Here is a 12197-nt window from a genome sequence, read left to right as displayed (position 1 = left end):
AAAAAGAAAAAGCCCCGAATAACGGCGGGCGTTAACCCAGCGTTACTCGGAGCTTTCCGGCGTGCGACAGGCCGTTTTCAGGAGGCGGGTTTTTCGCCATACCAGCGCGGCGTGTACACCCACGCACCGCCACCGGCGCGCGGGAATACGCACGTGGTGGACGAGCCGATCAGCACCATGGTGCGCATATCCACCTGTTCAGGCGTCAGTTGCCCAAGCGTGGTGACACGCAGTGTCTGGCCTGGGCGACCGATATCGCGCCCCAGCACCACCGGCGTTTCAGGCGTGCGGTGCAGCGCAACGATTTCCAGCGCGCGCCCCAATTGCCATGGCCGCGAACGCGAGATCGGGTTGTAGAACGCCAGCGCCAAGTCGGCCTGGGACGCAAGGTCCAGGCGCTTTTCGATGATCGACCAGGGCTTGAGGTTGTCCGACAGCGACATCACACAAAAGTCATGCCCCAGCGGCGCACCCGCCTGCGCAGCGGTGGCAAGCGACGCCGAGACGCCTGGCAGAATCTGCAGGTCAACCTGATGCCAGGCCGGGTCACTCGACTCATGCAAGGCCTCGATCACCGCAGCCGCCATGGCGAATACGCCGGGGTCACCGGACGATACCACCACAACTGAACGCCCTTGCGCGGCCAACTCGAAGGCATGGCGCGCACGCTGCATTTCTTCGCGGTTATCGGTGCAGTGCTGCACTTGGTCGTCACGAAATGGCCCAGCCATGCGCACATAGGTTTCGTAACCAAGCACATCGGTGCAGCGCGCCAGTTCAGCCTTGACCGCCGGCACCATCAACTCGGCGGCGCCTGGGCCCAGGCCAATCACCGCCAGACGGCCGCGCGGGCGCCCGACTTGCGCCAGGTCCAGGGGCTGCTCAGCGACGCTGATGACGATGTCCGCCTCTTGCGTGACGCCGGAAAACAGCAGCGGCACATTCAACGCCAGCGCAGCCTCGTGCAGCGAAGGTTCGGCCATCTGTGTATCGCTGGCCAACACGCAGGCCAGGGATTGAACGGCAAGACCCGCGTCGTGCAATGCCGCCCGCACACGCTCAGCCAAGTGCGCCCCGGGCTTGCAGGTGACGCACACGTTCTGTGGATAAATCAGCAACTCGTTGGCGGCAGGCACGCGCTCGGCGCTGCCCACATGAATCGCCAGGCGCGCCTGCTGATCCTGCGGCAGATTGGCCTGAGCCAGCCAGGGCGCCGCGCCTTCGATGCGCACGCTTTCGCCGGCCAACAGGTCCGAGACAAAACGCTTGCCCAGCTCCAGATCCGCCAGCTGATAACCGGCCGGCGGGTTGAGCAGGCAGGTGCCGAACCGCAACTCGCCACTGGTGGTGATCGCGGCAGGCACGCCCAACGCGGCGGCAATGTCGCGCGCCATCACGTTCACGCCACCGAGGCCGCCGAGCAACGGCACCACGGCGCTGCCGTCTTCCGCCACGGCCAGCACGGCGGGTTCCTCACCCTTTTCCAGCAGCAGCGGCGCCAGGGTGCGGATCACGATGCCGGCAGCGCACAGCGCAATCAGCGGCGTGCCCTGTTGATACAGCTGGCGCAGGGTCGCGCCGAACTCGCTGTAGGTCTGGTCGGCGCCTTCAACGCGCCCGGCCAAGCCGTGGATCAGCGCGCCGGGGTAAACCTGCGCAATCCTGCGCGCCGTGGCCAGGCTGCCCTGGCCCAGAATGACAATCGACGGGCGCATCAACCTTGCCACCTTTCGCCGGGCACGATGATCAGCGAGAAGTACGGCGAAGACGCCGGGTCGACCTGATCCAGCGGCACGATTTTCTGGTTGGCCATGGTCGCGCGCTCTACGTACAGCGCGCGCTCGGCCAGGCCGAGTTCTTCCAGCACCTGACGCACCTTGGGGAAGTTACGCCCCAGCTTCATGATCACCGCCGCGTCGGCATCCGCCAGGCGACGCTTGAGGTCGTCATGGGGCAGCACGCCCGAGAGCACCGACAGGCTCTGATTGCGATACACCAGCGGCGCGCCGAGTACCGAGGCGCCGCCGAGCATCGAACACACGCCGGGAATCACCTGGGCGTCATAGCGCTCGGCCAGGCGATCGTGCAGGTACATGTAGGACCCGTAGAAGAACGGGTCACCTTCGCAGATCACCGCCACGTCGCGGCCGGCGTCCAGGTGCGCGGCCACGTCGAGGCTGGCCGTGTCGTAGAAGTCGCTGATGACTTGCTCGTAGGACAGCGGCGCCGGCAACACTTCGGTGGTCACCGGGTACACCAGCGGCATCAGGGTCTGCTGCGCGACCAGGTGGTCTTCGATGATGCCGAACGCATTGCCCTTCTTGCCCTTGGCCACGAAGTAGGCCACCACCGGCGATTCGCGCAGCAGGCGCAGGGCCTTGAGGGTGATCAGTTCCGGGTCGCCGGGGCCCACGCCCAGGCCGATCAAACGTCCACGTGCCTGCATTACTCGACCTCCGTGGCCAAGGCGTTGACCGCAGCGGCCGCCATCGCACTGCCGCCCAGACGCCCTTGCATGATCACGAACGGCACGCCACGGCTGTCGGCCGCCAGCATGGCCTTGGACTCGGCAGCGCCGACAAACCCGACCGGGAAGCCCAGGATCAATGCAGGTTTTGGCGCGCCGGCATCGAGCATCTCCAGCAGGTAGAACAGCGCGGTCGGCGCGTTGCCGATCACCACCACGCTGCCTTCCAGGTGCGGGCGCCATAGCTCCAGCGCGGCAGCGGAACGGGTGTTGCCCAATGCGCGCGCCAGGTCCGGCACGCTGTCGTCGCGCAGGGTGCAGATCACCTCATTGTTGGCCGGCAGGCGCGCACGGGTTACGCCTTCGGAGACCATCCGCGCATCGCACAGAATCGGCGCACCGGCGGCCAGCGCATCGCGCCCGGCCTTGCCTGCGCCTTCGGAGAACTGCAGGCCATCGATGGCCTCGACCATGCCGCAGGCATGAATCACCCGCACCGCGAGTTTTTCCAAATCAGCCGGGATGCGGTCCAACTTGGCTTCCGCGCGAATAATGGCGAAGGAGTTGCGATAGATCTCCTGACCGTCGCGGATGTAATCAATCATCGGTGTTGCTCCGTGAGCGTGCGCGTAACAGGGCGCCCGCCGCTTCAATGGAAAGAGTGCGCGCGTGCAGCCGGCCGAAACCTGGCTGGGCTGCATCGCGAAAATAGACGTCGTAGTGGCCTGGGCTCACCGCCAGCAACGTGACAGCCGCGGTGTGTGCGGCCGCGCAGGAGCGTGGGCAGCCGGACAGGTGCACCTCAACGCCAGGTTGCAACGCGGCCAATTGCAGGGCGTCGGCCTTGGTGTCGGCCAGGCCTCTGCCACAGCCGCTTGAGCCGGTGCAGGCAATCAGGCGCGCCAGGGGTTGGTCGACTGAGCAGAGAAAACCCAGGTGCGCCAGACGTTCAGTCACTGCGCCGTGGCTTTTAATGTTGGGCAGCAGCACGCCCTGCCATGGCGTGAAACGTAAAGTGCCGTCGCCGAACTCCAAGGCCAACTGCGCGGCGCCTTTGAGCATGCTTGAATCCAGGCGACCCAGCGGTGCAACGGCGGCGACGTAGAATTGATCTTTTTGCCGCTGTGGATAACTGCCCAAGTGCAGTAAAGCCCCACTGGCCGGGCGCTTGAAGCCCTCCACCGGCAGCAGCGGCAGGCTCAGACGGGCCAGTAAGTTATCCACAGCCAGATGACGCATACGGGTTTGCGTGGGCGTCGCCACGTCGAGAAACAGCTCCAGCACGGCAACGACCAGAGCATGACCTTGCTCCAGAGGCACGGCCGCCAATGGCGCATCCAACCCAGGGCAACCGGCCAGGCCGAAGGCCAATAATGTTTCGCCATCGCGCTCAAACGCCGACAACCACAGGTCGTGGTGATGCTCGAGCATCGCCAGGGCTTCACCGCCATCGAGCTGCACGGCGAACTTGGCCGACAACTCATGGAAACGTGGATGGTTTTGCAAGGTGGCGAGGATCTGCCCGGCCAACGGTCGGGTGTCGAACAACATCTGCGTGTCGATACCGGCGCTGGGGCTGAGCATCAGGTTGCGCACATCATCGCCAGCCGCGTTGTTCGGGCCAAGGCCTGCGGCCAGCAGCGCGGCGATCAAGGCCTGCTGCTCGGCACCGATCCCGCGAATCTGCAGATTGGCGCGGTTGGTGGCCTCGATCACTCCACCCGCGTAGGCCTGGGCCGCGTCCGCCACGGCCATCGCCTGGGCGGCAGTGATGGCGCCACCGGCCAGTTTGATCCGGCAAATCCCGCCATCCAACGCCTGGACAATACGCAGCAACCCCGGACAAGCCGAGGGGCGCAAGGTGTTCAGAGCAGGTGTTGGGTTCACGGGGCTACCGGTTGACGGGTAAAGGCGCGGTATTATGCCTGCTTTGTCCGGCGGCATGAAAAGCCTGCCCGTCGGATGTCGTTCAAGGAATTGATATGTCGCCCTGGCTGACGGTAGTAGGCATCGGTGAAGACGGCTTCAAGGGGCTGGGCAGAAACGCCCGGCACGCCCTGTTGCGCGCCTCCCGGATTATAGGCGGCCAGCGTCAGTTGGACCTGTTGCCGGTGTGTATTCGTGGTGAGCGGCAGTTGTGGCCAAGCCCGTTTTCCCTGGCGCCCGTGTTGGCGCAACGCGGCGAGCCTGTGTGCGTGCTGGCCAGCGGCGACCCGATGTTCTATGGCGTGGGCGCCAGTCTGGCGCGGCAGGTGGCGGCTGAAGAGTTGCTGGTTTTACCGGCGCCGTCGTCGGTGTCGCTGGCGGCGGCGCGGTTGGGCTGGCCATTGCAGGACGTGGTGACGTTGTCAGTGGTTGCGCGGCCGCTGGCGGCGCTGCATGCGCAGTTGGCCAGCGGCGTGCGGTTGCTGGTGTTGAGCAACGATGGCCGCAGCCCTGCGGCGATTGCTTCGCTGTTGGTTGAGTCCGGGTTTGGGGCCAGCCGTGTCAGTGTGTTTGAACACGTGGGCGGCGCGGATGAACAGCGCATTGACGGGCTGGCGGTTGATTGGCCACACGCCTCGGTTGCGGATTTGAATCTCGTCGCCATTGACTGTGTGGCCGACGCCAACACGCCGCGCCTGTCGCGCCTCGCCGGCCTGCCGGACTCAGCCTTCCAGCACGACGGCCAACTGACCAAGCGTGACGTGCGCGCCATGACGCTCGCCCGCCTCGCACCGATGCCCGGCGAGTTGCTCTGGGACGTAGGCGCAGGCAGTGGCTCCATCGGCATTGAATGGATGCGTGCCCATCCCAGCTGCCGCGCGCTGGCGATTGAAGCCGACGCAGGCCGCCAAGGCCTGATCGAACATAACCGCGACGCCCTTGGCGTGCCCGGTTTGCAATTGATTCGTGGAAAGGCGCCGGACGTGCTGCACGGACTGGAAGCACCGGACGCGATCTTCATCGGCGGCGGCGTCACCCGTGACGGCGTGCTCGACACGTGCTGGCAGCACCTGCGCCCGGGCGGCCGCTTGGTGGCGAATGCCGTGACTCTGCAAAGCGAAATGACCCTGATGGCCTGGCGCGCAGAGCACGGCGGCGAGCTGACCCGCATTCACGTGGCCCAGGCCCAGCCGCTGGGCGAGTTCGACACCTGGCGCCAGGCCTTGCCAATAACCCTGTTGGAAGTGGTCAAGCCGCTATGAAACGCATCCTGCTGTTGGGTGGCGTGACCGAAGCGCTGGCCATCGCCCGCACGCTGGGGCCGGAGCATATCTACAGTTTGGCCGGCGTGGGCCGTGTGCCTACCGACCTCCCCTGCCACGTGCGCGTCGGTGGGTATGGCGGGGCTGAAGGCCTGGCGCAGTTTGTTCGCGATGAAAATATCAGCTTGATCCTCGACGCCACGCATCCCTATGCGGCTCAGATCAGTGGCAACGCCGCCCTGGCTGCGCAGTTGTGCGACATTCCTTGCTGGGTGTTGCGGCGACCCGCGTGGCAGCCGCAAGCCGGGGATGACTGGCGTGAGGTCAGTGATTGGGCCGAGCTGATTGAAGCGTTGAAACCCTTCAAGCGCCCGTTGTTTACGCTGGGGCGCGAGCCGTTGCAGCACCTCGATGAAATCCCCGCCGATCAGTTCTGGACGCTGCGCGCCCTGGATGTGTATCCCGGCAATGCACGCTGTGAAGTCATCGGTGCACGTGGGCCGTTTCTGATTGAGGACGAGCGTGCGTTGTTTGAGCGGCGTGGGATTGATGTGTTGATCAGCAAGAACAGTGGCAGTGCGGCCACTGAACCGAAGCTGGAAGTAGCGCGGGAGCTGGGAATACCGGTGCTTGTCTTGAAGCGCCCCGTGTTGACTGCGGTAGATCGAGAATTCACCACCGTGGCCGCGGTGCTACAGGCAGTCAACACGCTCTAAACACCCCCTTTCCAATGTGGGAGCGGGCTTGCTCGCGAAGGCGGTGGGTCAGTCAATAAATCACTGGCTGACCCACCGTTATCGCGGGCAAGCCCGGCTCCCACATTTGGAGTGTGGCGGGCGCAAAATGTTGGTCAGGCACAAATAAGTGTGGGAGCTGGCTTGCCTGCGATGGCGGTGGGTCAGTGAGCCTGGCCGTTACTGATACACCGCCTTCGCGAGCAAGCCAGCTCCCACAGGGTTAAGATTGGCAATCTGTGGTTCCCGACTATCATGAAGGCAACCACTGCGACACCAAACCACACCACCCTTTTTTACTTATCCCCACCGATCAGGCTAAATACGCACCTGATCGCTTAACCCTACGGATTGTCCGCCATGGCCCGTCAACGCTTTGCAATTGTGTGGATCGCCTGCTTTGCAGTGCTGTTCAACGCCTTTGCCATGCCGATGGCCAGTGCGATGCAACAGTCCAGCGACCCTGTTCAGCAATTGCTGTGGGGCAGTTTTTGCTCCTCCAATGGCGCCAGCCTGAAGACCATTGCCCTGGGCAAGCTGGACATTCCGGCGCCGCAGCAGGACGACCACTCCACCATGCAGCACTGCTGGTGTTGCTCGGGCTCACCGCCTTTGGTGGCCTTGCCGGGGCATGTGCCGCAGTTGTATCTCACGCGTTTTGCGGCGGCGCAGAGTCTGCCGCCGCCTTCATTGCAAGCCCCTACCCCGCGCCAGCAATGGCCGAGCCTCAACCCGCGCGCGTCTCCAACGGTCTGATTTCTTCGCAAGTGAACTGCGTTTAGAACCGTTCTGGAGAACTGCCATGCTCAAATCTTCCCTGCTTCTGGCTGCGTTGTTGCTGCCGGTGTGTGTTGCTGCGAATGCCGATGACTACAAGGCCGGCGACCTGCTGGTCAGCGATCCCTGGTCACAGGAGCTGCCACCGAATGCGCCGACCGTCGCTGCGTATTTCGTGATTCATAACGCCGGCGAAACGCCGGACCGCTTACTTGGCGTCGAGACGCCGGTAGCGGATAAGGCCGAGCTGCACGAGCATGTGATGCAGGGCGACCTGATGAAGATGCAACAAGTGCCCAGCGTTGCCGTGCCGGCCAAGGGGGATCTGACCTTCGCGCCAATGGCTTATCACGTGATGCTGTTGGGCCTCAAAGACCGCAGCCGGCTGGCCGACGGCAAGCAATTTCCACTGACCCTGACCTTCGAAAAAGCCGGCAAGGTTGAAGTGGAAGTTTCGGTGCAGAAAACGCCGCCAGCGGCTGGCCACGAGTCTATGCACGCGCAATAGGCCAACCTCGATGGGCGCCCCTCGCGCCAGGTTATCCGCGCAACGCCACAAGCCCCCGGGTTTGATGCGCGCCAGCTGGATCAGCCTGTTCGCCATGCTGATGATCTTTATCGGTCCGCTGATTTCCCAAGCGATGCCGATGGATCATCACGCCGGTATGTCGATGGACATGCCCAGCTGCCATGGCGATGCACCGCAACACAGCAAAGCGCCTGACAAGCACCACGTGCTCTGGGAAAAGTGCGGCTATTGCAGCCTGCTCTTCAGTTGCCCGGCCCTGCCCGGCAGCGTGTCCTATAACACCCTCGGCACCGCGCCACCCGCCAACGCCCTCACCCCCGCCCCACGCCTGGGCCATGCCCGGCAGAGCATTTTCCCCGGCGCGCGCAGCCGCGCGCCCCCCATCACCGCGTAAGCATTTCACCGCGTTACTTCACACCGGCCGACTTTAGACAGACAGCCGCAGGCTGCTGGCCGTGTTGTTTACGAATGATTGATGGAATTTTTCATGTCCAGGTTTTCTGCTGACACCCGTATGGGATGTACCCCCGTTTTCGCTGTTCTGTGTGGCGCACTGTTGGTGCCACAGGTACACGCCGATGATCATGAGTTGAGCCCCACGGTGATCACCGCGATTGCTCCCAGCTCGCCGCTGACGGTGATCACCAACCCCAAAGACCCACGCCAGCCGGTGCCGGCCAGCGATGGCGGCGACTACCTCAAGACCATCCCAGGCTTCGCCCTGGTGCGCAACGGCGGCACCAATGGCGACCCGGTGCTGCGCGGCATGTTCGGTTCGCGCCTGAATATCCTCACCAACGGCGGCATGATGCTCGGCGCCTGCCCAGGCCGGATGGACGCCCCCACCTCATACATTTCGCCGGAAACCTACGACAAGCTCACCGTGATCAAAGGTCCACAAACCGTGCTCTGGGGCCCGGGCGCCTCGGCCGGCACCATCCTGTTCGAGCGTGAGCCGGAGCAGTTCGGCGAGCTGGGCACGCGGGTCAACGCCAGCGTGCTGGCCGGCTCCAACGGGCGCTTCGACAAAGTCATCGATGCCGCCGCCGGCGGGCCGCTGGGCTACGTGCGCGTGATCGGCAACCAGGCACACGCCGATGACTACAAGGACGGCAACAACGACACGGTTGCCTCGCGCTACGACAAGTGGAACGGCGACGTCGCCGTCGGTTTTACCCCCGACGCCGACACCCTGCTGGAACTTACCGCCGGCCGTGGCGATGGCGAAGCGCGTTACGCCGGGCGCGGCATGGACGGCTCGCAGTTCCTGCGCGAAAGCCTGGGCCTGCGCTTCGAAAAATCCAACATCGGCGAGGTGCTGGATAAGGTCGAAGCCCAGGTCTACTACAACTACGCCGACCATGTGATGGACAACTACAGCCTGCGCACGCCGTCCGGCACCGGCATGATGGCAGGTCCCATGGCCTCCAACGTCGACCGCCGTACCCTCGGCGCGCGGATCAAGTCCACCTGGCGTTGGGCCGACGTGCAACTGATCAGCGGCCTGGACGCGCAGACCAACGAACACCGCCAGCGCAGCAGCATGGGCATCGACACCTACAAGGATCTGCCGCGCAACAAGGACGCCAACTTCCACAACTATGGCGTGTTCGGCGAACTGACCTGGTACGCCGCCGACCGTGATCGCCTGATCACCGGCGCGCGCCTGGACCGCGCCTCGGCCAAGGATTTTCGCCAGAGGACCGGTTCAGGAATGATGTCCCGCCCCAACCCGACCGCCGACGACACCCGCGCCGATACGCTGCCGTCGGGCTTTGTGCGCTATGAGCACGACTTGGCCGACAGCCCCACCACCGTCTACGCCGGGCTGGGCCATTCGGAACGTTTCCCGGATTACTGGGAGCTGTTTTCCCCTAAGACCGGCGCGGTCGGTTCAGTGAATGCCTTCGAGGGTGTGAAGCCGGAAAAGACCACCCAACTCGACTTCGGCGCGCAGTACAAAACCGCTGACGTAGAAGCCTGGGCCTCGGCTTATGTCGGCCAGGTGCGCGACTTCATCCTGTTCGACTACAAGCCCGGCATGATGGGCACCACCTCCCAGGCGCGTAACGTCGATGCACGGATCATGGGCGGCGAACTCGGCGCGGCCTACAAGTTGACCCGCCACTGGAAAGCCGATGCCAGCCTCGCCTATGCCTGGGGCAAGAACACCAGCGACGGCAAGGCCCTGCCGCAAATGCCACCGCTGGACGCGCGTTTCGGCCTGACCTACAGCGAAGACGACTGGAGCGCTGGTGCCTTGTGGCGCGTGGTTGCAGCGCAAAACCGCATCGACCAAAACAAGGGCAACGTGGTCGGCAAGGACTTCGATAAAAGCGGCGGCTTTGGCGTGTTCTCGCTGAACGCGGCGTACCGCATCAATAAGCACTTCAAGGTCAGCACCGGCGTCGACAACCTGTTCGGCAAGGCCTACGCCGAGCACTTGAACCTGGCCGGCAACGCCGGTTTCGGCTACCCGGCCAGCGACCCGCAAGCCATCAAGGAACCGGGGCGCACGCTCTGGACCAAGGTGGACATGAGCTTCTAAGAGCTTCGCGAGCAAGCCCGCTCCCACACTTGGAATGCATTTCAAATGTGGGAGCGGGCTTGCTCGCGAAGGCGGCATAACCGACAAAAATTTTTAAAGCCTTTGCGGAGCACCCGATGACCACTCAAAAGATTTCCTTCTACAACCTGGCCTGGCGCTGGCACTTCTACGCCGGGCTTTTCGTCGCGCCGTTCATGGTGCTGCTGGCCCTCACCGGCATCATCTACCTGTTCAAACCCCAGCTCGACCCGCTGATGTACGGCGAGCTGCTCACCGTACAAAGCGCCGAACACGCCCTGAGTGCCGACGAGCAATTACAGCGAGCGCAGGCAGCCTTTCCCCAAGGCAAAATCAGTAAATACCTGCCACCGGCCGACGCCACCAGCAGCGCGCAGTTCGTGATGCATGACAACGGCCGCGAAGTGATCGTATTCGTGGACCCGTACCGCGGCACTGTACTTGGCGAACAGGATGCCAACTACAACCTGCAAGCCATCGCCCGCGCACTCCACGGTGAGCTGATGATCGGCACCGTCGGTGACCGCCTGGTGGAACTCGCCGCCGGTTGGGGCGTGATGCTGGTGGTGTCCGGCCTGTACCTGTGGTGGCCGCGCGGCAAGTCGTCGGCCGGGGTGTTGTGGCCACGGTTCAACGCGCGTGGGCGCGTGTTCTGGCGCGACATGCACGCCGTCGCCGGTTTCTGGGGGGCGGCGTTTTTACTGGTGATGCTGCTCAGCGGCATGACCTGGACCGGCTTCTGGGGCAAGCAATACGCCGCGTTGTGGAATCGCTTTCCGGCGGCGATGTGGAACAACGTGCCGCAGTCGGATCAGCAGGCGCGCAGCCTCAATACCGCCAGCCAGCAAACCGTGCCGTGGGCGATGGAAAACACGCCTATGCCGATGTCCGGCGACCACGCCGAACACATGAACCACGGTGCCATGCAGTCGGGCCCGGCCGCGCCGACCGTGCGCTTGCAGCAGGTGGTCGATCTGGCCAATTCACGCAAGGTTGAGCCCGGTTACAGCATCACCTTTCCAAGCACCGCCGACGGCGTGTTCACCGTCGCGGTGTTCGCCAACGATCCACGCAACGACGCCACCCTGCACGTGGACCAATACACCGGCAAGGTGCTCGCCGATGTGCGCTGGGAACACTACAACACGCTGGCGCGCGCCACCGAGACGGGTGTGATGCTGCACGAAGGCAAGATGTTCGGTTGGGTCAACCAACTGATCGTGCTGCTGATCTGCCTGATGATTTTGCTCAGCGCGGTGAGTGGCGTGGTGATCTGGTGGAAACGCCGGCCTGCCGGTGGCCTGGGTGTGCCGCCGCTGCGCCATGACGTGCCGAAGTGGAAAACCGCGATGGTGATCATGCTCGCGCTGGCGATCATTTTCCCCTTGGTCGGCGCTTCATTGATCGCGGTGTGGGCCCTGGATCGGCTGGTGTTGGCGCGTATTTTCAACCAACGTGAATCCACCTCAGGTTCTGCATGAGGCAGGCGAGATGCGCCACCCTGGACGACACCTACAACGACCTGCGCAACCTGGGCAGGATCTTCGACGTGCAGGACGCACCAACGCGTTGATCGCGCAAATGCAAGCGCAAGTTGCCTAGGTGCAAAGGGCTGTTGTTGCTGCTGAGCATGGCGCGCCCGCTCAATGCCTTGATGGCCGGCGAACAGACCCTTGGCCTCAACGCACGCACTGTGCGGTTGAAGGTGTTCCTGGTCGCCTCGTTGATGACCGCAGTGCTGGTGTCGATCAGCGGCTCCATCGGCTTTGTCGGGCTGATGGTGCCGCACATTGCCCGGCGTTTGGTCGGCGCCGAGCATCGGCGTCTATTGCCGGTGTGCGTGCTGCTGGGCAGTGTGTTCCTGGTGTGGGTCGACGTGGCCACGGCGGCGATTGGCGGGCTGTTTTTTATCGGGCTGATGCGCAAGCGCTGATAA

At 63.8% G+C, this 12197-nt stretch carries 11 protein-coding genes and 2 pseudogenes; 9 read left to right on the top strand and 4 right to left on the bottom strand.

What is annotated here, in order from left to right:
- Positions 1-77 precede the first annotated feature (77 nt).
- Genes cobJ through cobG form a run of 4 tightly spaced genes read right to left on the bottom strand, consistent with a single transcriptional unit; the run spans position 78 to position 4411 of the window.
- On the bottom strand, positions 78-1715 hold the full coding sequence (cobJ, locus tag FPT15_RS09450) for a precorrin-3B C(17)-methyltransferase (RefSeq protein WP_145160281.1): 1638 nt from the start codon (positions 1713-1715) through the stop codon (positions 78-80).
- Positions 1715-2446 carry a precorrin-2 C(20)-methyltransferase gene (locus FPT15_RS09445; protein WP_145160278.1) on the bottom strand — a complete coding sequence of 244 codons (732 nt, stop codon included), beginning with the start codon at positions 2444-2446 and terminating at the stop codon, positions 1715-1717. Before FPT15_RS09445 ends, cobJ begins: the two co-directional genes overlap by 1 nt.
- Positions 2446-3072, bottom strand: a complete 627-nt coding sequence (locus tag FPT15_RS09440) for a precorrin-8X methylmutase (RefSeq protein ID WP_145160276.1) — start codon at positions 3070-3072, stop codon at positions 2446-2448. Before FPT15_RS09440 ends, FPT15_RS09445 begins: the two co-directional genes overlap by 1 nt.
- On the bottom strand, positions 3065-4411 hold the full coding sequence (gene cobG / locus FPT15_RS09435) for a precorrin-3B synthase (RefSeq protein WP_145160274.1): 1347 nt from the start codon (positions 4409-4411) through the stop codon (positions 3065-3067). The genes FPT15_RS09440 and cobG overlap by 8 nt, the downstream gene beginning before the upstream one ends.
- Before the next feature lie 38 nt (positions 4412-4449).
- On the opposite strand from cobG, the gene cbiE reads away from it, so the two are divergent.
- The 9 genes and pseudogenes from cbiE to FPT15_RS09395 all read left to right on the top strand — a co-directional run.
- On the top strand, positions 4450-5655 hold the full coding sequence (gene cbiE / locus FPT15_RS09430; protein WP_145160272.1) for a precorrin-6y C5,15-methyltransferase (decarboxylating) subunit CbiE: 1206 nt from the start codon (positions 4450-4452) through the stop codon (positions 5653-5655).
- Entirely contained in the window at positions 5652-6371 is a 720-nt protein-coding gene (locus FPT15_RS09425; RefSeq protein WP_145160270.1) for a cobalt-precorrin-6A reductase, read from the top strand. The genes cbiE and FPT15_RS09425 overlap by 4 nt, the downstream gene beginning before the upstream one ends.
- Before the next feature lie 378 nt (positions 6372-6749).
- Entirely contained in the window at positions 6750-7145 is a 396-nt protein-coding gene (locus tag FPT15_RS09420; RefSeq protein WP_106577683.1) for a DUF2946 domain-containing protein, read from the top strand.
- Positions 7146-7191: 46 nt separating this feature from the next.
- Positions 7192-7674: a copper chaperone PCu(A)C gene (locus FPT15_RS09415; protein WP_145160267.1), complete on the top strand. Its 483-nt coding sequence runs from the start codon at positions 7192-7194 to the stop codon at positions 7672-7674.
- Between the two features lie 10 nt (positions 7675-7684).
- Positions 7685-8089, top strand: coding sequence for a DUF2946 domain-containing protein (locus tag FPT15_RS09410; protein ID WP_372241455.1), 405 nt, complete (start codon positions 7685-7687; stop codon positions 8087-8089).
- A gap of 93 nt (positions 8090-8182) precedes the next feature.
- Positions 8183-10243, top strand: coding sequence for a TonB-dependent copper receptor (locus tag FPT15_RS09405; protein WP_145160265.1), 2061 nt, complete (start codon positions 8183-8185; stop codon positions 10241-10243).
- 116 nt (positions 10244-10359) lie between these two features.
- On the top strand, positions 10360-11742 hold the full coding sequence (locus tag FPT15_RS09400; protein ID WP_145160263.1) for a PepSY domain-containing protein: 1383 nt from the start codon (positions 10360-10362) through the stop codon (positions 11740-11742).
- 14 nt (positions 11743-11756) lie between these two features.
- Positions 11757-11860: pseudogene (locus FPT15_RS30330) on the top strand (iron ABC transporter substrate-binding protein); the annotation flags it as partial.
- Between the two features lie 10 nt (positions 11861-11870).
- Positions 11871-12194: pseudogene (locus tag FPT15_RS09395) on the top strand (iron chelate uptake ABC transporter family permease subunit); the annotation flags it as partial.
- Positions 12195-12197: the final 3 nt, after the last annotated feature.

It is taken from the genome of Pseudomonas sp. RGB (assembly GCF_007713445.1).
In the GTDB taxonomy this organism is placed as follows: Bacteria; Pseudomonadota; Gammaproteobacteria; order Pseudomonadales; family Pseudomonadaceae; genus Aquipseudomonas.
This window is presented reverse-complemented; position numbering and strand designations above follow the sequence as displayed.